Annotated in this window: 18 protein-coding genes; 6 read left to right on the forward strand and 12 right to left on the reverse strand. The window is 73.2% G+C overall.

From position 1 onward, the window contains the following. Positions 1-3: 3 nt before the first annotated feature. Both PV341_RS07990 and PV341_RS07995 read left to right on the forward strand, forming a co-directional pair. Positions 4-993 carry an FAD binding domain-containing protein gene (locus PV341_RS07990; protein ID WP_500323129.1) on the forward strand — a complete coding sequence of 330 codons (990 nt, stop codon included), beginning with the start codon at positions 4-6 and terminating at the stop codon, positions 991-993. Then, positions 990-3224, forward strand: a complete 2235-nt coding sequence (locus tag PV341_RS07995) for a xanthine dehydrogenase family protein molybdopterin-binding subunit (RefSeq protein ID WP_500357182.1) — start codon at positions 990-992, stop codon at positions 3222-3224. The genes PV341_RS07990 and PV341_RS07995 overlap by 4 nt, the downstream gene beginning before the upstream one ends. Before the next feature lie 285 nt (positions 3225-3509). Here the strand turns inward: PV341_RS07995 and PV341_RS08000 are convergent, their stop codons facing one another. From PV341_RS08000 to PV341_RS08020, 5 genes are read right to left on the reverse strand one after another with little or no spacing between them, the layout of a single operon-like run. Beyond that, a complete protein-coding gene (locus PV341_RS08000) occupies positions 3510-4160 on the reverse strand; it encodes a DedA family protein (protein ID WP_500323126.1) in 651 nt (216 codons plus the stop codon). 4 nt (positions 4161-4164) lie between these two features. Next, positions 4165-5373 carry an ABC transporter ATP-binding protein gene (locus tag PV341_RS08005; RefSeq protein WP_500323125.1) on the reverse strand — a complete coding sequence of 403 codons (1209 nt, stop codon included), beginning with the start codon at positions 5371-5373 and terminating at the stop codon, positions 4165-4167. A gap of 10 nt (positions 5374-5383) precedes the next feature. After that, on the reverse strand, positions 5384-6223 hold the full coding sequence (locus PV341_RS08010; protein WP_500323123.1) for a carbohydrate ABC transporter permease: 840 nt from the start codon (positions 6221-6223) through the stop codon (positions 5384-5386). Beyond that, positions 6220-7104 carry a carbohydrate ABC transporter permease gene (locus PV341_RS08015; RefSeq protein ID WP_500323122.1) on the reverse strand — a complete coding sequence of 295 codons (885 nt, stop codon included), beginning with the start codon at positions 7102-7104 and terminating at the stop codon, positions 6220-6222. Before PV341_RS08015 ends, PV341_RS08010 begins: the two co-directional genes overlap by 4 nt. After that, positions 7101-8369: an ABC transporter substrate-binding protein gene (locus PV341_RS08020; RefSeq protein WP_500323121.1), complete on the reverse strand. Its 1269-nt coding sequence runs from the start codon at positions 8367-8369 to the stop codon at positions 7101-7103. The genes PV341_RS08015 and PV341_RS08020 overlap by 4 nt, the downstream gene beginning before the upstream one ends. 165 nt (positions 8370-8534) lie before the next feature. Between PV341_RS08020 and PV341_RS08025 the strand changes: the two genes are divergently transcribed. The 3 genes from PV341_RS08025 to PV341_RS08035 all read left to right on the forward strand — a co-directional run bounded on the left by PV341_RS08025 (position 8535) and on the right by PV341_RS08035 (position 11622). Next, positions 8535-9794, forward strand: a complete 1260-nt coding sequence (locus PV341_RS08025; RefSeq protein WP_500323120.1) for an FUSC family protein — start codon at positions 8535-8537, stop codon at positions 9792-9794. A 20-nt stretch (positions 9795-9814) separates the two neighbouring features. Continuing rightward, complete coding sequence (gene dapB, locus PV341_RS08030) at positions 9815-10621, forward strand: 4-hydroxy-tetrahydrodipicolinate reductase (RefSeq protein ID WP_500323118.1); 807 nt, start codon at positions 9815-9817, stop codon at positions 10619-10621. 152 nt (positions 10622-10773) lie between these two features. Further along, positions 10774-11622: a hypothetical protein gene (locus PV341_RS08035; RefSeq protein WP_500357184.1), complete on the forward strand. Its 849-nt coding sequence runs from the start codon at positions 10774-10776 to the stop codon at positions 11620-11622. Between the two features lie 78 nt (positions 11623-11700). Here the strand turns inward: PV341_RS08035 and chvE are convergent, their stop codons facing one another. Next, on the reverse strand, positions 11701-12801 hold the full coding sequence (chvE, locus tag PV341_RS08040; RefSeq protein WP_500323116.1) for a multiple monosaccharide ABC transporter substrate-binding protein: 1101 nt from the start codon (positions 12799-12801) through the stop codon (positions 11701-11703). Between the two features lie 274 nt (positions 12802-13075). Further along, entirely contained in the window at positions 13076-13498 is a 423-nt protein-coding gene (panD, locus tag PV341_RS08045) for an aspartate 1-decarboxylase (protein ID WP_499515347.1), read from the reverse strand. 212 nt (positions 13499-13710) lie between these two features. Here panD and PV341_RS08050 point away from each other — a divergent pair, with 212 nt between their 5' ends. Beyond that, the gene (locus PV341_RS08050; RefSeq protein WP_500357186.1) at positions 13711-15516 is read left to right on the forward strand and encodes an AMP-dependent synthetase/ligase; all 1806 of its coding nucleotides are present in this window, start codon (positions 13711-13713) and stop codon (positions 15514-15516) included. On the opposite strand, the gene PV341_RS08055 is transcribed toward PV341_RS08050, so the two are convergent. The 5 genes from PV341_RS08055 to PV341_RS08075 form a co-directional block, all read right to left on the reverse strand. After that, positions 15495-16016 (reverse strand): NUDIX hydrolase, encoded by a 522-nt coding sequence (locus tag PV341_RS08055; protein ID WP_500323112.1) that lies wholly within the window; start codon positions 16014-16016, stop codon positions 15495-15497. The genes PV341_RS08050 and PV341_RS08055 overlap by 22 nt on opposite strands. A gap of 17 nt (positions 16017-16033) precedes the next feature. Continuing rightward, a complete protein-coding gene (locus PV341_RS08060) occupies positions 16034-17236 on the reverse strand; it encodes a globin domain-containing protein (protein ID WP_500323111.1) in 1203 nt (400 codons plus the stop codon). A gap of 89 nt (positions 17237-17325) precedes the next feature. Next, positions 17326-17775 (reverse strand): RrF2 family transcriptional regulator, encoded by a 450-nt coding sequence (locus PV341_RS08065; protein WP_500357188.1) that lies wholly within the window; start codon positions 17773-17775, stop codon positions 17326-17328. 61 nt (positions 17776-17836) lie between these two features. Further along, positions 17837-18430, reverse strand: a complete 594-nt coding sequence (locus PV341_RS08070; RefSeq protein WP_500323108.1) for a sarcosine oxidase subunit gamma — start codon at positions 18428-18430, stop codon at positions 17837-17839. Continuing rightward, positions 18423-21494: a sarcosine oxidase subunit delta gene (locus PV341_RS08075; RefSeq protein WP_500357190.1), complete on the reverse strand. Its 3072-nt coding sequence runs from the start codon at positions 21492-21494 to the stop codon at positions 18423-18425. The genes PV341_RS08070 and PV341_RS08075 overlap by 8 nt, the downstream gene beginning before the upstream one ends. Between the last annotated feature and the right edge of the window lie 6 nt (positions 21495-21500).

Below are 21500 nucleotides of genomic sequence, written 5' to 3' on the forward strand. Positions count from 1 at the left end.
ACCGTGCGGCCCATCAGCTACACCCGCGCCACCGGCACGGCGGACGCCATCGCGGCCGTCACCGCCGACCCGCAGAGCCACTTCCTGGCCGGCGGCACCACGGAGGTCGACCTGCTGCGGCAGAACGTGCTCACGCCGCGACGGCTCGTCGACATCAACGACCTCCCCCTGACCGGCGTGGAGGGCATGCCCGACGGCTCGCTGCGGATCGGCGCGCTGGCCCGGATGAGCCAGGTCGCGCAGGCGCCCGTCGTACGGGAGCGCTTCCCGCTCGTCGCCCAGGCGCTGGAGCTCGGCGCCTCGGCGCAGTTGCGCAACATGGCCTCCATGGGCGGCAACATGATGCAGCGCGTGCGGTGCGGCTACTTCCGTGACTCCGCGTCACCCTGCAACAAGCGCGTACCCGGCAGCGGTTGCTCGGCGATCGAGGGGACGAGCCGCGGGCACGCCGTCCTCGGCACGAGCGCGCACTGCATCGCAGCCCACCCCTCGGACGTGGCCGTGGCCCTGGCGGCGCTGGGCGCGAGGATCCGGACCCAGGGGCCCGGCGGCGAACGCTCCTACTCCTTCGACGAGTTCTTCCTGCTGCCCGGCGACACCCCGGACCGGGAGCACCCGCTGGAGCACGGCGAGCTGATCACCGTGATCGAGGTGCCCTCGGTGCCGATCGCCCGTCGTTCCACCTACCTGAAGGTCAGGGACCGCGAGTCGTACGAGTTCGCCCTGGTCTCGGTGGCGGCCGCGCTGGCGCTGGCGGACGGGCTGGTGCTGGACGTCCGCCTCGCGCTCGGCGGGGTGGGCACCCGGCCCTGGCGGGCCGGACGCGCCGAGGAGTTCCTGCTCGGGGCCCCGGCGATCCCGGAGAACTTCCACGAGGCCGCGCGGGTCGAACTGGCCGCGGCACGGCCCACGGCGATGAACGCGTTCAAGGTCGAACTCGCCTGCCGGGCCGTGGTCCGCGCGCTCGGGACCCTCACCGGGAGCCCGTCATGAGCCCGGCCGTCGGGCAGCCCATGGACCGTGTCGACGGCCGCCCCAAGGTCACCGGCTCTGCACGGTACTCGGCGGAGGTCCCGCTCCCCGGCATGGCGTACGCCGCGCTCGTCGGGGCCCACATCGCCTGCGGGCGGATCACCTCGATCGACGCGGGCGAGGCCGAGGCCGCAGAGGGCGTCCTCGCCGTCCTCACCCACGAGAACACCCCGCCCATCGCGGCGCAGCCGCCGCTGATCCCCTCCCTGGCGGGGACGGCGGCGCCCGGCCAGACCTTCTTCCCCCTGCAGGACGACGTCGTCCACTACGCGGGCCAGCACATCGCCGTCGTCGTCGCCGACACGCACGAACGGGCCCAGCACGCGGCGAGCCTGCTGCACGTGCGGTACGCGGAGGAGCCCTTCCTCACCACCCTCGACCAGGGCCGGGACCGGGCCCACGTGCCCGAGGCGATCTTCGGCGGCTTCATACCGGGCCGCATGAGCCGGGGCGACCTGCGGAAGGGGATCGACGAGGCCGACGTACGGCTCGACGTCACCTTCACCTACGCCGCCAACAACCACAACCCCCTCGAGCCGCCGGCGACCACCGCGTCCTGGGAGGGCGACGAACTCACCCTCTGGGACGCGACGCAGGGCATCACCTCCACCCAGCAGACGGTCGCCGCGCTGCTCGGCCTGCCGGTCTCCCGGGTGCGGGTCATCGGGCACTACACGGGCGGCAGCTTCGGCGGCAAGGCCATGATCTGGCACCATCCGGCCCTCGCCGCGATCGCCGCCCGGCAGGTGGGCCGCCCGGTGAAACTGGCACTGACCCGCGAGCAGATGTTCACCTCGATGGGACACCGCGAGGAGCAGGAGCAGACGATCACGCTCGCGGCGGCCGGGGACGGGCGGCTCACCGCGCTGCGCCACCACAAGCTCTCCCCCACCTCGCACTTCGACGAGTGGGCCGAGCCCTCCCTGGGCGTCGCCTCGCAGATCTACGGGTGCCCCCACTACGAGGGCGAGTACCGGCTGTTCCGCGCGAACACCATGACGCCGACCTTCATGCGCGCGCCGGGCGAGGCCTCGGGCATGTTCGCCATGGAGTGCGCGATGGACGAGCTCGCCGAGCGCCTCGGGATGGACCCGCTGGAACTGCGGCTGCGCAACATCACGGCGACCGACCCCGGCACGGGCGACCCGTGGTCGAGCTGGGGGCTGGAGGAGTGCTACCGCCGCGGCGCGGAGCGTTTCGGCTGGGCGGACCGCGATCCGCGACCGCGCTCCCGGAGTGAAGGGCACTGGCTGATCGGCACGGGCATGGCCAGCGCCGGCTACCCCGTCGCCCAGCCCGTCACCCCGCAGCGCGCCCGCGCCCGCCTCTACGCCGACGGGACCGCCCTGGTGCAGGCGGCCACCCCCGACTTCGGCACCGGCGTGGCCACGGCCATGACGCAGGTCGCCGCCGACGCCCTCGGCCTGCCGGCCGGGCGGTGCCGCTTCGAGAACGGCGACACCGCCTTCCCCCAGATCGCCGCGGCCGTCGGCTCGGCCGGGGCGGGCATGATCAGCGCGGCCGTCCACACCGCGGCCACCACCCTGCGCGACGCGCTCGTCGCGCGGGCGGTCGCGGACGCGGAGTCGCCGCTGCACGGCGCGGCCCCCGAGGCCGTCGAGGTCCAGGACGGCCGCATGGTGCTCCGGGACGACCCCGGCACCGGTGAGACCTACGCCGATATGATGCACCGGCAGTTCCTCCCCGACATGGAGGCCCTGGGCTCCTGGACCCCCGACGCCGGCGCGAACGGGCACGCCCTGATGACCTTCGGCGCCCAGTTCGCCGAGGTCGCCGTCGACGCCGACCTGGGCCTCGTCCGGGTCCGCCGCATGGTCGGCGCCTTCGCCCCCGGGCGGGTCCTCAACCCCAAGACCGCCCGCAGCCAGCTCACCGGCGGCATGATCTGGGGACTGGGCCAGGCCCTCCTCGAGGCCAACCACATGGAGGCCCGCACCGGCCGCTGGGCGGCGTCGAGCCTCGGCGACTACCTGGTCGCCGTCAACGCGGACGTGCCGGACGTCGACGTCGAGTTCGTCGAGGTCGAGGACACCGTCGTCAACCCCCTCGGCGTCAAAGGCGTCGGCGAGATCGGCCAGGTCGGCGCCGGCGCCGCCATCGCCAACGCCGTCCACCACGCCACGGGCCGCCGCGTCCGCAAGATGCCGATCACCATCGAGGACCTGCTCTAGCCCCCGCCGGGCCCCGGGCACCACGCCGACGGGCGGCAGGTGGCGGGGCCGAGCCCCCACGCGCGGCCTCGCACCGCGCCGACCCCGCCGCCCGCGGCCGAAGCCCTGGTCCTGGGCCGGACGTTGCCCGAAGGTGGGAGTACGCAACGGCGAACCGGCGAGACGCGCCCTGCATGACCGTCCCGCTCCGCCGGCCTCCTTGAGCAACGGGCAGCCGCACGGGGTGTCCGCGTACCGGAGCCGGACTGGCGACGCTGATGGCCCGCGACGGGGCGTGAGGACCCCTCAGGGACCGGCGTCGCGGCGGCGGATGCGGCGGCGGCGGATGTGGCGGGCGGTCAGGGCGGCGGCGAGGAGGGCCACGGCGATCAGGGCGTAGAGCTGGAAGCGGGTGAGCCAGGCGTAGAGGGGGCCGAGGCGGGCGCCGGCGGCGTAGGCGAGGGAGGCCCACACGCCGACCCAGAGGATCGCACCGAGGGTGTTGCAGAGCAGGAAGCGCCACCAGGGCATGCCGGCGGTGCCGGCGATGATGCCGTTGGTCTGGCGCAGGACGTCGACGAACCGGGCGAGGAGGACGACGAGGTCGCCGCGGCGGGCGAAGAACTCCTCGCCGCGCACGAAGCGTTCCGGGGTGAGCAGGACGTAGCGGCCCCAGCGGTGGACGAAGGCGCGGCCGCCGATGCGGCCGATGAGGTAGCCGAGGCAGTCGCCCGCGACGGCCGCGGCGACGGCGACCACGACGACGCCGGCGATGTCCATCCGGCCGGTGCCCGCGTAGGCGGCCGCGACGACGAGGACGGTCTGCCCGGGTACGGGGATGCCGCAGTTGTCGAGCAGGACGAGGACGCCGACCGCCAGGTAGCCCCAGTCGTCGAGGAGCGGGGCGAGGTGCGCGAGGGGGCCGGGCAGCGGCGGCGGGACGGTGGCCGGGGCCATGCGCTCACCCCGCGGTCGTGTCGCCGGGGCGTTCGGGGAGCGTGAGGTTGTCGCCGGTGGCCGGGTCGAAGACCTGGGCCTGTGCGGTGTCCAGCCACAGCCGCAGGCGTTCGCCCTCGCGGGCCCGGGTCCTGGCGGAGAGCCGGGCGACGACCTCGGGGCCGCCGGCGCCGGTGTCGGCGAGCCCGGAGTCGGCGGCGAGCTCCGCCAGTTGCTCCGCGGCGGCCGCGGCGGCCGCGCCGCCCTCCTGGGCGACGTGGACGTAGACGTCGGAGCCGAGGGACTCGCGGACGTCGACGGTGACGGTGACCGTGGCGCCGCCACGGCCGGGGTCGACGAGCGCGGCGTCCTCGAAGTGCTCGGGCCGGAAGCCCGCGATGACCTCGCGCGGTGCGTCGTGGCGTGCCAGGGCGGTGCGGAGGCGGTCGTCGAGCGGCAGGTCGCCGAGGGGGGTGCGCAACCGGTCCTCCTCCACGGCGGCGGGCAGGAAGTTCATCGCGGGCGAGCCGATGAACCCGGCGACGAAGAGGTTGCGCGGCCGGTCGTACAGTTCCTGCGGCGAGCCGGTCTGCTGGACGACGCCGCCGCGCATCACGACGACACGGTCGCCGAGGGTCATGGCCTCGGTCTGGTCGTGCGTGACGTACACCGTGGTGGTGCCCAGGCGCCGCTGCAGCCGGGCGATCTGGGTGCGCATCTGGACCCGCAGCTTGGCGTCGAGGTTGGAGAGCGGCTCGTCCATCAGGAAGGCCTTGGGCTCGCGGACGATGGCCCGGCCCATGGCGACGCGCTGGCGCTGCCCGCCGGAGAGGTTGGCGGGCTTGCGGTCGAGGTGGCCGGTGAGGTCCAGGACCCGGGCGGCCTCCTCGACCTTCTCCTTGATGACGGCCTTGTCCACGCCGGCCAGCCGCAAGGCGAAGCCCATGTTCTGGCGGACGGTCATGTGGGGGTAGAGGGCGTAGCTCTGGAAGACCATGGCGATGTCGCGGTCCTTGGGGGCCTTGTCGTTGACGACCTGCCCGCCGATGCGCAGGGTGCCCTCGGTGATGTCCTCCAGCCCGGCGATCATGTTGAGGGTGGTGGACTTGCCGCAGCCTGACGGCCCCACGAGGATCACGAACTCGCCGTCCCCGATGGCGAGGCTGACGTCGCGGACGGCGACCGCGCCGTCGGGGTAGCGCTTGGTGACGCCGTCGAGGGTGATCTCGGCCATGTGCGGTCCTTCAGCCCTTCACTGCGCCGGAGGTGAGTCCGGCCACGATGCGCCGCTGGAACAGCAGCACGAAGACGACGATCGGGACGGTGATGACCACGGCGGCCGCGGCGATCGAGCCGGTGGGCTGCTGGAACTGGGAGCTGCCGGTGAAGAACGCGATCGCCGCCGGCACGGTGCGGGCGGTGGTGGTGGAGGTGAGGGAGATCGCGAACAGGAAGTCGTTCCAGCAGAAGATGAAGACCAGGATCGCCGTGGTGAACACCCCAGGCGCCGCGAGCGGTGCGATGACCAGCCGGAAGGCCTGGGCCGGGGTCGCCCCGTCGACCTTGGCCGCCTTCTCCAGGTCCCAGGGGATCTCGCGGAAGAACGCCGACAGCGTGTAGATCGCCAGCGGCAGCGAGAAGGTCATGTACGGGATGATCAGCCCGGCCCACGTGTCGAACAGTCCGAGGAAGCGCTCGATGTTGAACAGCGGCGACACCAGGGAGATCGGCGGGAACATCGCGATCAGCAGCGAGGTCCCGATCAGCAGCCCTTTGCCGGGGAAGCGCAGCCGGGCCACAGCGTAGGCGGCCATGGTGCCCAGCGTGACGGCGACGACGGTGGAGATCAGGGCGATCCCGATGGAGTTGACCAGCGCGCGGGTGAACTCGGAGGTCGCGAAGATGCCCCGGTAGTTCTCCAGCGTCCACGTACGGGGGACGAAGCTGCCGTCGGAGAGGGTGGCGGGGGCCTTGAAGGACAGGGCGACGATCCACCACACCGGGAACAGCGCGTACAGCACCACGACGGTGTTGACGACGCTCCAGCGGGCGATCCGCCGCCGCTGCGCCGGGCTCGTGCTCATCGTCCGCTGTCCTCCGATCCGGGGGCGGCCGTGCCGAACAGCCGGATGAAGGCGAAGGCGATGACCGCCACGCACACGAAGATCAGCACCGAGATCGCCGAGCCGATGCCGAGGTTCAGCGCCGTGAAGAGGTTGTCGTAGCCGAGGATCGACACCGAGCCCGTGCCGTTGGAGCCCTGCGTGAGCACGTAGATGTTGTCGAAGATCCGGAACGCGTCGAGGGTGCGGAACAGCAGCGCCACCAGGATGGCGGGCTTCATCAGCGGCAGCGTGACCAGCCGGAAGCGCTGCCAGCGGCCGGCGCCGTCGACCATGGCCGCGCGCAGGGTCTCCTCGGGCACCAGGGCCAGCCCGGCGAGCAGCAGCAGCGCCATGAAGGGCGTGGTCTTCCAGACCTCGGCCAGGATGATCAGTCCGATGGCCTTCCAGTGGTCGGTCAGCGGGGCCTGTCCCGCCGCGTCGACGAGGTAGCCGATGCCGGGGGTCCAGGCGTACTGCCAGGAGAAGGCGGCGACGACGGTCACGATGCCGTACGGCAGCAGGATCGCGGTGCGCACCGCGGAGCGGCCGAGGACCGCCCGGTGCATGACGACGGCCAGGCCCATGCCGAGGGCCAGTTCCACCGCGACGGACACCACCGTGATCAGGCAGGTCACCCAGAAGGCCTCCCACCAGAACCCGGAGCTCAGGACCGCGGCGTAGTTGTCCAGGCCCACGAAACGGGCCAGCTGGGGGAAGCGCAGGTCGTAGCGGTGCAGGGACAGGTAGACGGCGTAGAACACGGGGTAGGCCGTCACGACGAGCATGACGACCACGGCGGGGGCGCAGAGCAGCCAGCCCAGCCGCCGCTCCTGGCGGGCGCCCTCCGAGAGCCGCGTCACGGGACCAGCCCCTTGGACTGCAGGGCGTCCTCGATCTGCCCCCGCAGGTCCCGGACGGACGCGGCCGGCCGGATGGCGGCGGGTGGTGACAGGGTGTGGGCCACCGCGATGGACACGTTCTGGTAGGCGGGGGTCTGCGGCCGCAGGGCGGCGTTCTCCAGCTCGGCGAGGATGTCCTGCGCGAAGGGGTAGCTGCGTTTGATCCGGGGATCGTCGTAGAGGCCGCGCAGGGTCGGCGGCAGGCCGCCCCGCAGCGCGGCGGTCCGCTGGTTGTCGCGGTCGCGCAGGCACAGCGCCGCCTCGAAGGCGAGGGCGGGCCGGCGGCTGTAGGCGCCGACGGCGAGGTCGATCCCGCCGATGGTGACCCGCGCGGGACGGCCGGCGTCGACCCGCGGGTAGCGGGCCCACCGGAAGTGCCGGAACAGCTCGGGGTTGTCGGCCTTCATCGCCGGATACACGAAGGGGTAGTTCAGCTGGAAGGCGGCGGTGCCGGACTCCATGGCCAGCCTGTTCTGGTCCTCCGTCTGGTTGGGCAGCGACGGGTCGGCGGCGGGCGAGACCGCCAGGTCGCGCATGATGCCCGCGGCCCGCACCGCGGGCGCGCCGAGCGAGGGCGCGGTCGCGTCGGCGTTGAGGATCGACCCGCCGGCGCTGGCTACGAGCGTGTTGAACCAGACGGTGAGCCCCTCGTACTGGGCGCCCTGGACCTCGATCCGGTGGGGCTTGCCGGCCTTCGCCAGGGCGCGGGCCGCATCGAGCATCCCGGCCCAGGTCGTGGGCGGCTCCGGCACGAGGTCCGACCGGTACCACAGCAGCTGGACGTTGGTGTTGTACGGGACGGCGTAGAGGCGGCCCTTCCACGTGGCCGTCCGCAGCGGCGCGGCGAGGGTGTCCCGGACGGCCTCGGCGCGCCGGTCGCCCGTCCACGGGCGGATCCAGCCGGCCTCGGCGAATTCCGGGGCCCAGGTGACGTCCAGGCCGAGGACGTCGAGCGCGGGGTCGTGTGCGGCCAGCCGGCGTACGAGTTGCTGCCGCTGGCCGTCCGCCGTCCGGGGGAGCTTGTTGTAGCGGATGACGTAGCGTCCGCCGGAGGCACGGCTGCAGCGGTCGGCGGCCTGCTGGAGCGCCCCGGAGTCGTCGGGGAAGTTGTACCAGTCGAGCGTCGCCCGTCCGGACGTCCGCGACGCGCCGCCGCACGCGACCGCGGCGGCCGCGAGGACGACCACCGCGGCAAGGGCCCCGGAGCGCCGTACCGCGCACGCCATAGGCACCTCGCTCCCCTGCTCGGACACACTCGGCCCGGACCATGAAGCCCCCGCCGCGGCCGCCGACGGTGCCTCAGGGGCGTGTCGGGGCCGGGTATTCACGCGGTCGGCGCAACCCGTGCCGCCGACCGGTGCCGGCGTCCCGCGCGTGGGGAGACTGGCAGGGTGCCCGGCGTCCTCCCCGCCCCGCTCTCCGACCTCCTGCGGCGCAACAACGACCCGATCGTCGTGCAGACGGTGCGCTCCACCGTGGCCGCGGTGCTGTCGTACGCCGTGGCCGTCTGGCTGCTGCCCAACCCCGCGCCGCTGACGGCTCCGCTGACGGCCCTGCTCGTGGTGCAGGTGACGCTCTACACGACGGTGACCACGGGCGTCCGACGGGTGGTCAGCGTGGTGGCGGGCGTCCTCATCGCGGTCGGCTTCGCGGAGCTGATCGGGCTGACCTGGTGGAGCCTCGGGCTGATCATCCTGGCGTCGCTGGTGATCGGTCACTTCATCCGCGTGGACGAGTTCGTGGCCGAGGTGGCGATCAGCGCGATGCTCATCCTGGCCGTCCCCGCCCCCTCCGGCGAGGCGCTGGACCGCATCCTGGAGACCCTGGTCGGGGCGGTCGTCGGGGTGCTGCTGAACGTCGTCGTGCCGCCCCCCGCCTTCGTGGAGCCGGCCGGTGACGCGGTGCGGGAGCTGGCCGAGCACATGCGGGCGCTGATGCTCCGTATGGGGCGGGAGGTGCGCGACGGCGCCACCGCCGGGCAGGCCCGCTCCTGGCTGATGGACGCACGCCGGCTGGACAACGAGATCGCACGGTTCGACGCCTCGCTGCGCAGGGCGGAGGAGGGGACACGGCTCAACCCGCGGGTGAAGCCGGCGGAGGGCGCGATGGCCCGGCTCCTCCTGCGCAGCGGGCTGGACACCCTGGAGGTGTCGACCGTGCTGCTGCGGACGCTGTGCCGCTCGCTGACGGAGCTGGACCGCGAGCGCGGGGCGCGGGAGCCGCTGTTCACCGGCGAGCTCGCCTCCGGCATCGACGAGTTGTTCGCCGACATGGCCGACGCCGTCGACAGCTACGGCCGGCTGATCGCCGCCCAGGTCACGGAGGGCGCGGACCAGGCGGAGGCCCGGCTGGAGGACGCGCTGCGGCGCGGCCGGGAGGAACGGGACCGGATCGCGGCGCTGCTGCGGGCGGAGACGGAACGGCGCTGGGAGAGCTGGGACCTGTACGGGGCGCTGCTGGCCAACATCGACCGGCTGCTGGACGAGCTGGACCTGGAGAAGCGCTCGCTGTGGCTGTCGGAGCAGCTCGTCGCCGCCGCGCCACACTCGACGACGCTGCCCGGCCGGATGCGCCGTCAGGCCCGCTCCGCCGCCGCCCGGCTGCGCCTGAGGTCCCCCGGTGGGACCGGTTCCGGGCGGGAAGGACGGTGATCATGCCTCATGCTGGTGGGATGGACCTGCTGAACGTGTGCGTCGCCGGGGCGACCGGCTGGACCGGGGAGGCGGTCGCGCGTGCCGTCCTGGACTCCGGGGACCTGCGGCTGCGGACGGCGGTGGCTCGGTCGGCGGCCGGCGCGGACCTCGGGGCGGTGTGGGGCGGTCCGGAACTCGGGGTGCCCGTCTTCAGCACGGTCGACGACGCTCTGGACGGCGTGGACGTGCTGATCGACTACACCTCGCACACCGCGGTCGGGCGTCATGTGCGCACCGCCGTGGTCCGCGGGGTCAACGTCGTGGTCGGCTCGTCGGGCCTGTCCGGCGCGGACTACGAGGAGATCGCCGCGCTGGCCGAGGAGCACGGTGTCGGCGTGGTGGCCTCGGGGAACTTCTCACTGACCGCGGCCATGGCGCAGGCCTGCGCCCGGCTGGCCGCCCGTCACCTGCCGCACTGGGAGATCCTCGACTACGCCTCCGCGACCAAGCCCGACGCCCCCAGCGGCACCGCGCGCGAACTCGCCGAACAACTGGGCGCCGTACGGCGGCCCGAGTACGCCGTGGACCCGGGACGCACGGCGGGGCACCCCGAGGCCCGCGGCGCGTCGATCGCGGGCACGCAGGTCCACTCACTGCGGTTGCCGGGCTACACCCTCGCCGTGGAGGCACAGTTCGGGCTGCCCGACGAGCGCCTGGTGATCCGTCACGAGGCGGGCACCTCCCCCGCCCCCTACGTCGCGGGGACCCTGCTCGCCGCTCGCGCGGCCGCGACACGCCGGGGTCTGGTACGCGGTCTCGACACGCTGTTGCTCAGCGGGGACTGACGTTCCGTACCTCGTGGCACTGCGTCACTTCCTTGGCCACGCTGTCGCCCGGACGCTCCGCTCGACGGGCGGCCGTTGACCGCGCGACGTACGACTGGATCGCAGGGGCGGCGGCGACCGCCGTCCGCCACCCGTCCGAAGGAAGGACACTCATGCGAACCAGTCTGATGCGCCGCACCGCTCTCGGCGTCGCGACCGGACTTCTTGCCACCGGCCTCTTGGCCGCCTCGACCGGCAGCGCCGTCGCCACGGCGGCCAGCGACGACGGCGGGAACGGCTCCTACAGCAAGGGCAGCGACGACTACGGCGACGACGACAACGGCTACGGCGACAACGGCGGGGACAACGGGAACAACGGCTACGGCGACAGCGACAGTGGCCGCGGCGGAGGCGGCGGCAACGGCCGCGGCGGCAGCGGTGGCGGAGGCCGGGGCAACGGCGACGACGACGGCGGCTACGGCGACAACGGCCGCGGCGGGGGCGGGGGCGGCCGTTCCGACTGGAACGACAACGGCGCCAGCGGTCGCGGCGGCGACAACGGCGACGACGACGATGACGACAACGGCAACGACAACGGCGGGGGCAAGGGCGGAAAGGGAGGCGGTAAGGGCGGCAACGGGAACAACAGCGACAACGGAGACAACGCGACCTACAAGGACAAGGACGACAACAACGGGAAGGGCAGCAGCAAGGGCAGCACGGGCAAGAGCGGAAAGGACAACAAGGGCAAGAAGGGCAACAAGGGCGGAAAGGGCCACGACAAGGGCCACCACAAGAAGTACAAGAAGCACCACAAGAAGCAGTGCAACAAGCACGGCTACCGGTTCAGCTTCAGCTACAAGTACAGCGTGAGCTATGGCTATGGCGTTGGGTTCGGCAACGGCGTCCACGCCCTCGGTCTCGGCAAGGGCCACAACGACTTCGACTACGGGTTCGGTGACAAGTCCGGCCGCGGCTACGGCGGCCTGTACAGCTCGGGTTCGCTGAACGTGCTCATCTGACGCGGGGCTGCCGCCGGGTACGACGAGGGCCGGGAGGAACGTTGTGTTCCTCCCGGCCCCGCGTACGTGCGCTTTGCGTCAGCCGAGGTCGGACGCGTTGATGTAGCCGCTCTTGACCAGCAGCTTCTCGTAGTTGAGCTTGTCGACGCCGACCGGGGAGATCAGGTACGACGGCACGACCTTGTTGCCGTTGTCGTACGTCGAGTTGTCGTTGATCTCAGGCCGCCTGCCGCTGAGGATGTCCTGGGCCATCTGGACCGCGCGGGCCGCGAGCTTGCGGGTGTCCTTGTAGACCGTCATGGACTGCTCGCCCTTGATGATCTCCTTCACCGAGTCGACCTCGGCGTCCTGGCCGGTGATGACCGGCATCGGCTTGGCCGTGGTGCCGTAGCCGGCGGCCTTCAGCGCCTGGATGACGCCGCGGGCGATGCCGTCGTTGGGGGCGAGGACGGCGTCCACGGTGGAGCTGCCCTTGTAGTGGTTCTTCAGCCGGGTCGCCATCGTCTCGGTGGCGATCGCCGCGTCCCAGTGGAACGTCGCCACCTGGCTCAGGCGGGTCTGGTCGCTCTTCACGACCAGCTGGCCCTTGTCGATGTAGTCCTGGAGGACGTCCATCGCGCCCTTGAAGAAGAACGAGGCGTTGTTGTCGTCGGGGTCGCCGGCGAAGACCTCGAGGTTGTAGGGCCCGTTGCCGGACTTCAACCCGAGCTTCTGCTCGATGTACTTGCCCTGGATCGTGCCGACCTGGGTGTTGTTGAAGCTCGCGTAGTAGTCGACGTTGCTGGAGCCCAGCAGGAGGCGGTCGTAGGCGATGACCTTGACACCCGCCCTCGACGCCTTCTGGAGGGCGTCGCCGAGCTCGAATCCGTCGACCGCTCCGATGATCAGGAGCTTGTCGCCCCGGTCGATCATCGCCTCGACCTGGTCGACCTGCGTGTTGACCTTGTCGTCGGCGTACTGCAGGTCGGTCTTGTACCCCTGGGCCTTGAACAGCTTGGACATGTTGTCGCCGTCGGCGATCCAGCGGGTCTGCTTCTTGGTGGGAAGGGCGATGCCCACCGTGACTTCGCCGCCCTGCCCGCCCGAATCGCCGCCGCAGCCGGTGGCCGCTGCCGTCAGGGAGAAGGTGAGGACCACCAGGGACACGGTACGCAGCCTGGCAGTTCTGCCAGCGTGCATGGGACTCAGTTCCTTTCGGGCCGAACAAAAGTGTGCTCTCATCGCCCACCCCCGAGAGCGACAGTGTCCGGGCCCGTCACGGAGATCCGTGGCAGCCCAGCGATCCGCCGGAGCCCGGTGAACTGCTGATGCGTCAGGCCCGAGGAATGCTGTGGGAGGACGACGGCAGCACGCCACGCTCCCGGTCCCGGCGAGGCCCGTGACCACCGGACCCCACCTGGACGGATACCTCGAAGTTGGATCCGGACAATAGCACAGCCACTCGTACGGACGTTCAGCCGACCGGCACCGCGTTCGGGCTCGCCTGGGTTCCGCTCCCGGGGACCGGCTCGGAGGCGTCGGCGCCCAGCGCGACGATCCTGTTGTCGGCGTCGACGTGCACCACCCGCGGCCGCAGCGCGCGGGCCTCCGCGTCGTCGACCTGCGCGTAGCTGATCAGGATGACCAGGTCCCCGGGGTGCACCAGGTGCGCGGCGGCACCGTTGATGCCGATCACCCCGGAGCCGCGGCGGCCCTCGATGACGTAGGTCTCCAGTCGGGCGCCGTTGGTGATGTCCACGATGTGGACCAGCTCGCCGGGCAACAGGTCGGCGGCGTCCATCAGATCGGCGTCTACGGTGACGGAGCCGACGTAGTGCAGGTCGGCCTCGGTCACGGTGGCACGGTGGACCTTGGACTTGAACATGGTGCGCAGCACGGCTCACACTCCTGATGCGGACGGTCGCGTCCCGGTCGGGGTACGCGCCTGATAAGGCCATGGTAGTCGGCGCGAACCACCGGCCCCGAGGTACCCGTTCGCGTCAGTGACTGCCGCTTCCGCCCCACCTCTAGGCACGTGGACCAATAGCCGGATATCTTCCCTGCCTGCCGCCTCGCCGCGGCGTGGCACAGGCTCGGGGAAGGGGCGCCGTGCGCGAGTTCAGCCTTCCGCCCCGGGCGGAGCAACTGCGGTCGGGGGGACTCGCCGACTCGGTGTACGACGCGGCCGACAGGCGCCCGGACTCGGCCGTCCTGGCCCGGCGGGAGGGGCACGAGGGCGATCGCTGGCAGGAGGTCGGCGCCGCGGCCTTCCGCGACGAGGTGGCCGAACTGGCCCGCGGTCTGGTGGCGGACGGTGTCCGCTTCGGCGAGCCGGTGGCGGTGATGGCCCGCACCCGGTACGAGTGGACGCTGTTCTCCTACGCGCTGTGGTCGGTGGGCGCCCGGATCGTCCCCGTCTATCCCACCTCCTCGGCCGAGCAGGTCCGCTGGATCCTCGCCGACTCCGGGGCGGTCGCGGTCGTCGTCGAGCACGAGGACCACGCCATGACGGTGGGCGCCGTCTGCGACACGCTGCCCGCGCTGCGCCGGATCTGGCAGCTGGACGCGGGGTGCGTCCCGTGGCTGGCGGCGCTGGGCCGGCAGGTCCACCCGGTGATGCTCGACCAGTTGCGCTGGGCGGTCGAGCCGCAGTCGGTGGCGGTGATCGCCTACACCTCGGGCACCACGGGGCCGCCCAGGGGCTGCCTGATCACCCACGCCAACCTCGCCGCCGAGTGCGACACGCTGCTGGCCGGGTACGGCTCGATCTTCGCCCCGCCGGGGGTGCGGCCGTCGGTGCTGGCGTTCCTGCCCATGTCGCACATCTACGGGCTGATGGTGACCACCTGCGCGGTGCGCGGGGGCGTGCTGCTCGGTCACCAGCCCGACCTGACGCCGGGCGAACTCCTCCCGGCGTTCCGTTCCTTCCGGCCGACCATCCTGCTCGCCGTCCCGTACGTCTACGAGAAGATCATCCAGGGCGCGCGGAACACCGCCGCCCGCGGCGACAAGGCCCATGTCTTCGACCGGGCGGCGGACGTGGCGGTGCGCTACGCCGAGGCCGTGGAGCGGCACGCGCTGGGCTCGGGTCCGGGGCCGGGACCGCTGCTGCGGGCGGCGCACTCGGCGTTCGACCGGATGGTCTACGGGCGGATCCGGGACGTGCTGGGCGGGCGCGTGCACTACACCGTCTCGGGCGGGTCCCCGCTCAGCCGGGAACTGGCGCTGCTGTTCGCGGGTGCCGGGCTCACCATCTACGACGGGTACGGGCTGACCGAGACCACGGCCGCGGTGACCGCGCAGCCGCTGGGGAAGGTGCGCTTCGGCACCGTGGGCCGGCCGCTGCCGGGCAGCGCGGTGCGGATCGCACCGGACGGCGAGGTGCTGGTGCGGGGGACGACGGTCTTCGCCGGCTACCACGCCGACCCGGTCGCGAACCACGAGGTGTGGCGCCGCGGCGGCTGGATGGCCACCGGCGACATGGGCTCGCTCGACCCGGACGGGTACCTGACGATCACCGGGCGGAAGAAGGACATCATCATCACCAGCGGCGGCAAGAGCGTGGCGCCGCTGGTGCTGGAGGAGCGGCTGCGCGCGCACCCGCTGGTCTCGCAGTGCATCGTGGTCGGCGACAACAGGCCCTTCGTCGCGGCGTTGATCACCCTGGACCGGGAGGCCGTCCAGCTGCGGACCGCGATGGCCGAGCCGGACGTGCACGCCGAGGTCCAGCGCGCGGTGTCGATGGCCAACGCGGCGGTCTCGCGGGCCGAGTCGATCCGGGCGTTCCGCATCCTGCCGCACGAGTTCTCGGTGGAGAACGGGATGCTGACGCCCTCGCTGAAGCTCCGCAGGAACACGATCGTCAGCGAGTACGCGGCGCAGATCGAGTCGATCTACGCCTCTCCGGCCCCCTGACCGGCTCCGCCGGCGCCGCCCCCGTCGAGCAGCCGGCACAGCCGGTCGAGGAACGTCCGCTGGGCGGAGAGGATCTTCCCGTGGGCGGCCGGGCCGAGCGGGAACCACGCGGCCCGGTCGACCTCGGGGAACTCCCGGACCCGGCCCGAGCCCCGGGGCCACTCCATGGAGAAGGTCCCGGGCACCACGAGGCCGGTGTCGAGGTCGCCCTCCAGCGCCCAGACGGTCACGACCTTCCCGTTGGGCTGCAGGTTCTCGCCGAGCGGCAGCAGCTCGCCCGGCGGCACGGGCAGGCCCAGTTCCTCCAGGAACTCGCGCCGGGCGGCCGCCTCGGCGGTCTCGTCGGGCTCGTACTCGCCCTTGGGGATGGTCCAGGCCCCGGCGTCCTTGGAGGACCAGAACGGGCCGCCCATGTGGGCCAGCAGCACATCGGGCGCGCCGCGCGAGGTGCCGCGGAAGAGCAGGATCCCCGCGCTGCGCTTGACCGCCTTGTCCGCCATCCGACCAGTGTGGCCGGTCAGCCGCGGGCCAGCCACAGGTCGGGGCCGAAGACCTCGTAGTGCACGTCCGCGGCGGGCACGCCGCGTTCGATGAGCTGGCTGCGCACGGCGCGCATGAAGGGCAGCGGGCCGCACAGGTAGGCCCGCAGGCCGTCCGGCAGGTCGACGCCTGACAGGTCGACCCGGCCGGTGCGGTCGCCGGGGACGGCGTCGGTGCCCGGGGCCTCGTACCAGAAGTGGGCGCTGCCCCCGGGGAGCTTCTCGGTCAGGGCGCGGTGGTCGGCGGCGTGGGCGTGGTGCCGCGGCGTGCGGTCGCCGTGGACGACGGTCACGGGGGCGCCGTAGCCGTCGCCGGCGAGCCGGTGCAGCATGGCGAGCATCGGGGTGCAGCCGATGCCGGCCGAGGCGAGCAGCAGGGGCCCGCCGTCGTCGTGGAGGACGATGTCGCCGTAGGGGGCCGACAGCTCGACCAGGGCGCCCTCACCCACGTGGTCGTGGAGGTGGCCTGAGACTTCGCCGGCCGGGTCCCCGGCGACGCCGCGCTCGCGCTTGACGGTGATCTGCCGGGTGGTGTCGCCGGGGGCGCCGGAGAGGCTGTACTGCCGGATCTGCCGGGCGCCGTCGGGGAGTTCGACGCGCACCGAGACGTACTGGCCGGGGCCGAAGTCGGGCAGCGGCAGGCCGTCCGCGGGACGGAGCCGGAGGGAGACGACGTCCTCGGTCTCCTGCACCTTCCCGGCGACCTCCCAGGGGCGCCAGGTGTCCCCGGCGAGGACGCCGTGCTCGGCGTACAGCCGCTGCTCGATGGCGATGAGGGCGTTCGCCATCAGCCAGTAGACCTCGTCCCAGGCGGCGGCGACCTCCTCGGTGACGGCGTCGCCCAGCACTTCGGCGATGGCGGCGAAGAGGTGCTCCTGCACGACGTGGTACTGGCCCGGGGTGATGCCGAGCGACGCGTGCTTGTGGGCGATGCGGGAGAGCATCGCGTCGGGGCGCTGTCCGGGGTGCTCGACCAGGACGGTGGCGAAGTGCGCGATGGCTCCGGCGAGCGCCTCGCGCTGCGTGCCGGCCGCCTGGTTGCCGCGGTTGAACAGGTCCCTCAGCAACTCGGGGTGGGCGGCGAAGAGCCGGTCGTAGAAGAGCGCGGTGATCTCGGAGATCGCGCCGCCGACGGCGGGCAGGGTGGCGCGGACGGTCGCTGCGGACTTCTCGCTGAGCATGGACGGGCTCCCTAATTGGTATCTGAGACTCGCATTAAAGGACGTACGAAGGCCCACCCTCGGCGGGCGGTCGGTTCGGACGGGCCGGGTCAGCCCCGCGGACCGGGCGGGCCGGAGCCGACCAGCCCCACCAGGACGGGTCCGGTGGGCGCGGCGGACAGATCCGCGACGGTGAGCGGGTCCAGGGAGGCGTAGAAGGCCTCCTGCGCCCGGCGCAGCGCGCCACGCAGCCGGCAGGCACCGGCGAGCGGACAGGGCGTCTCGCCCTCGCAGTCCACGACGTCGCCGACACCCTCCAGCTCCCGCACCAGGCGGCCGACCGAGGCCGTCCGCCCGGCGGCGGTGAGCTCCAGGCCACCGCCGCGCCCCCGGCGGGTCTCGACGACCCCAAGGTGCTGCAGCCGGGCCACCACCTTGGCCAGGTGCGAGTACGGGACCCGCATCGCCTCGGCCACGTCCCGGGCGGTGGACGGCTCGTCCTTGACGGACAGGGCCATCACCGCGCGGAGCGCGAGGTCGGTGGACTTCGTCAGGCGCATACCTTGAGGCTAGATAATGCGCATCAGGGATTCAAGTTAAGAGTGGGGCGTGCGGCCCACGTCACACGTACTCCGTGGCGGCGTCCAGGAGCCAGTCGGCGAGGTACCCGGCGAAGGAGGAGCGGACCAGCACCCAGAAGCCCGCCCGCACCTCCTCCCTGGCCACCAGCACCACCTGGGCGCGGGCCAGCGCGGTCTGCGCGCAGCGGCCGGGGGTGAACGCCCGCGGGTGCAGGTCGAGCGAGCAGCCGTGGGCCAGCAGGTCGCGGGCGCGGGGGCCGGAGACCAGCAAGGTGGTGCGCTGGGCGGAGACGTCGGTGACGGAGACGTGCGCCTCGCCCGCGGCCTTGCGCAGACGGGCCTCCAAGTCCTCCTGGGCGCCGGGCGGCCCGACGACCAGCCACTGGTCGGGGCCGAGCCACAGGACCGCCAGGTCCCCGGTGCGGACGGCCGTGCAGGGCTCCAGGGGCAGCGGTGCGCCCAGGGCGAGCCCGGCGGCCTCGGCGGCCGGGCCCCCGGGGTCCAGGCGCAGGTCGATCTGCGTGAGGAAGGGCAGTTCGGCCAGGCGCAGGGCGCCTCCCGAGGCGCGGGTCGCGGCGGCGAGCCGGCCGGCCGCGGCCGACAGCGGACTGAGCCGGGCGACGGTGTCAGCCATCACGGCGGGCCCCCTCGGGGTCGTAGAGGACGGGGGAGGCGACGGTCACGGGCACCAGACGGTCGCCGACGGGCGCGTACAGCCGCTCCCCCACCCGCTCCCGGCCGCCCTTGACCAGGGCGAGCGCGAAGGTGCGGCCGAGGGCGGCACTGCGGTAGCTGGAACTGACGTGGCCGAGCACCGGGACGGGCGGTCCGGGCGGCACCGGGTCCGCGACGAGGTGGGTGCCCTCCGGAAGCAGCAGGCCCGGGTCCTCGGGCAGCAGGCCGACGAGGTGCTTGCGGTCGGGGCGTGCGGTGTCGGTGCGGGCGTGCGACCGCTTGCCGATGAAGTCGCGCTTCTTCTTCGACACGACCCAGCCCATGCCGAGGTCCTGCGGGGTGACCGTGCCGTCGGTGTCCTGGCCGACGATCGGATAGCCCTTCTCGGCGCGCAGCACGTGCATCGTCTCGGTGCCGTACGGGGTGGCGCCCGCGGCCCGCACCGCCTCCCACAGGGCCGTCGCCCGCCAGGGCCATACGTTGATCTCGTACGCGAGCTCCCCGGAGAAGCTGATCCTGCACACCCTCGCCGGCAGCCCCGCCACCGTCGCGTCGCGCCAGGCCATGAAGGGGAAGTCGGCGTTGTCCACGGCCAGTCCGGGGGCGAGCGCGCCCAGCACCTCGCGCGAGCGCGGGCCCACGAGGGCGACGGTGGCCCACTGCTCGGTCACCGAGGTGCAATGGGCGCGCAGTTCCGGCCACTCGGTCTGCAGCCACTCCTCCATCCAGTCCAGGACGGCCGCGGCGTTGCCCGTGGTCGTCGTGACCAGGAAGCGGTCCTCCGCGAGCCGGATGACCGTGCCGTCGTCGAAGACCATGCCGTCCTGGCGGCACATGACGCCGTAGCGGATCATGCCCGTGCGCAGGGTGGACATCAGGTTGGTGTAGAGCCGGTCCAGGAGCTCCGCCGCGTCCGGGCCCTGGACGTCGATCTTGCCGAGGGTCGAGGCGTCCATGAAGGCCACGTCCTCGCGGGCGGCCCGGCACTCGCGAAGGACGGCCGCCGCCATGTCCTCGCCGGGGCGCGGGTAGTACCGGGGGCGTTTCCACTGCCCCACGTCCTCGAAGACCGCGCCTCCGGCGAGGTGGAGGTCGTGCAGCGCGGTCACCCGGACCGGGTCGTGGAGCGCCCCCCGGTCGCGGCCCGCGATCGCGGCGAAGGACACCGGCGCGTACGGGGGACGGTACGTCGTCGTGCCGAGCGCGGACACCTCCACGCCGAGCAGGCCCGCGACGACGCCCGAGGCCAGGACGCCGGAGGTCTTCCCCTGGTCGTTCGCGGTGCCCGCGGTGGTGTACCGCTTGGTGTGCTCCACCGAGCGCATCCCCGTACCGGCCGCGCGCGCCAGGTCGGCCACGGTGACGTCGCGCTGCAGGTCGACGAAGCGCGGGCCGGGGGCCGGGACGGGGACGTCGAAGAGGGCGGTCGGCGGGCGCCCGGGTCCCGGCTCCGCCGGCGGGACGAGGGGCCGCGCCGGCGTGAAGCCCTCGGCCGCGAGCGCCCGGGCGGCGGCCGCCACGCCCTCCGCGGGTGTGGCGGCGAACTCCACTGCCTGGTGCGTCGATCCGGGCACCGGGACGAAGGTGCCGAGGGCCCCGTCGTACCGCAGGGCACCGCCCGCCTGGCTGTAGAGGTGGCCCACGGGGTTCCAGCCGCCCGAGACCAGCAGCAGGTCGGCCTCGATCCGCCGGTCGCCCACCAGGACGGCCGTCAGCCGGTCCGACCCCTCGGTGCCGGTGACGTACGCGCCGTCGCGCGCGTCGACCACCGCCGCGATCTCCACGCCGGCGGCGGCCAGGTCGCGCACGACGTCGCCGGTGCTGTCGTTGGTGGTGAACACGACGGCCCGGCGCCCGGGTACGACGCCGTAGCGGCGGACGTAGGCGCGGGCCGCGCCGGCCAGCATGACGCCGGGACGGTCGTTGTCGGGGAAGGCCAGCGAACGCTCGTGCGCGCCGGTGGCGAGGACGACCCGGCGGGCGCGGACGCGGTGGACGCGTTCGCGGGACACGCGGGCGGGGGCGGCGGCGCCGAGGTGGTTCGTGCGCCGCTCGACGGCGAGGACGTGGTTGTCGTCGTAGTGGCCGAAAACCGTCGTACGGCGCAGGACGCGCATCCCGGGTTCGGCGGCGAGGAGGGCCTCGGTCTCCGCGGCCCAGTCCAGGTGCCGTCCGCTGCCGAGCAGGCTGCCGCCCGGTTCCGGCTGGTCGTCGGCGAGGATCACCCGCGCCCCGCTGCCGGCCGCCGCGGCCGCCGCCGCGAGCCCGGTGGGGCCCGCGCCGACGACCAGCAGGTCGCAGTGGGCGTGGACGGCGTCGTAGCGGGCCGGGTCGGGCTCGGTGGCGAGCCGGCCCCGACCGGGCAGGCCGGTCGCCACGAGGCCGTCGTACAGCTCGACGGTCGTCGCGGGCAGCATCGGTTCGGGGAACGGGAACTCGATCTGCACCAGGGCGTTGGGCTCCTCCACCCCGGCGGAGAAGATGCCGCGCGGACGCCCCAGCCTGATGCCGGTACCGGTGGCGACGACCCCGTGGGCGAGCAGCGCGGAGGCGAGGGTGTCCCCGCGGTAGCCGGTGTACGTGGTGCCGTCGAAGGTGAACGTCAGGGGCGTGGCGCGGTCGATCCGCCCGCCCTCGGCGAGCCGGAAGGGCTGTGCCGGGTCACGCGCGGGCCGCAGGGAGGGGGCCGGGGCGGCCGGCGCGCGGGACGGCGTCGGGCCGGCGGGCGGGGACGCGGCCGGGCCGAGGTCCGGTGCCGGGCCGAGGTCCGGGGCGGACGCGCCGGTGACGAAGCGGTTCGTCGCCGTGTCGCGCACCGCGTCGAACCAGCGGCGGCAGCCCGCGGTGTGCATCCAGCGTTCGGCGAAGGGACCCTTGGGGTTGTCGCGGAAGAAGAGGTGGCGGGCCCACTCCTCGTCCGTCAGGGCCGCCGGGTCGCGCGGGTAGGCGAGGTGCGCCTGACCGCCGTAGTGGAACTCGGCCTCGTCGCGGGGCCCGCACCAGGGGCAGGGGATGAGCAGCATCGATCG

Origin of the sequence: Streptomyces sp. PA03-1a (assembly GCF_033792805.1) — a bacterium.
Lineage (GTDB): Bacteria > Actinomycetota > Actinomycetes > Streptomycetales > Streptomycetaceae > Actinacidiphila.

Excerpts from the sequence above, each read along its gene's own strand:
- PV341_RS07995 (WP_500357182.1), top strand. The coding sequence starts at position 990 with ATGAGCCCGGCCGTCGGGCAGCCCATGGACCGTGTCGACGGCCGCCCC.
- PV341_RS08000 (WP_500323126.1), bottom strand. The coding sequence starts at position 4,160 with ATGGCCCCGGCCACCGTCCCGCCGCCGCTGCCCGGCCCCCTCGCGCAC.
- PV341_RS08005 (WP_500323125.1), bottom strand. The coding sequence starts at position 5,373 with ATGGCCGAGATCACCCTCGACGGCGTCACCAAGCGCTACCCCGACGGC.
- PV341_RS08010 (WP_500323123.1), bottom strand. The coding sequence starts at position 6,223 with ATGAGCACGAGCCCGGCGCAGCGGCGGCGGATCGCCCGCTGGAGCGTC.
- PV341_RS08020 (WP_500323121.1), bottom strand. The coding sequence starts at position 8,369 with ATGGCGTGCGCGGTACGGCGCTCCGGGGCCCTTGCCGCGGTGGTCGTC.
- dapB (WP_500323118.1), top strand. The coding sequence starts at position 9,815 with ATGGACCTGCTGAACGTGTGCGTCGCCGGGGCGACCGGCTGGACCGGG.
- PV341_RS08035 (WP_500357184.1), top strand. The coding sequence starts at position 10,774 with ATGCGAACCAGTCTGATGCGCCGCACCGCTCTCGGCGTCGCGACCGGA.
- chvE (WP_500323116.1), bottom strand. The coding sequence starts at position 12,801 with ATGCACGCTGGCAGAACTGCCAGGCTGCGTACCGTGTCCCTGGTGGTC.
- PV341_RS08055 (WP_500323112.1), bottom strand. The coding sequence starts at position 16,016 with ATGGCGGACAAGGCGGTCAAGCGCAGCGCGGGGATCCTGCTCTTCCGC.
- PV341_RS08060 (WP_500323111.1), bottom strand. The coding sequence starts at position 17,236 with ATGCTCAGCGAGAAGTCCGCAGCGACCGTCCGCGCCACCCTGCCCGCC.
- PV341_RS08065 (WP_500357188.1), bottom strand. The coding sequence starts at position 17,775 with ATGCGCCTGACGAAGTCCACCGACCTCGCGCTCCGCGCGGTGATGGCC.
- PV341_RS08070 (WP_500323108.1), bottom strand. The coding sequence starts at position 18,430 with ATGGCTGACACCGTCGCCCGGCTCAGTCCGCTGTCGGCCGCGGCCGGC.
- PV341_RS08075 (WP_500357190.1), bottom strand. The coding sequence starts at position 21,494 with ATGCTGCTCATCCCCTGCCCCTGGTGCGGGCCCCGCGACGAGGCCGAG.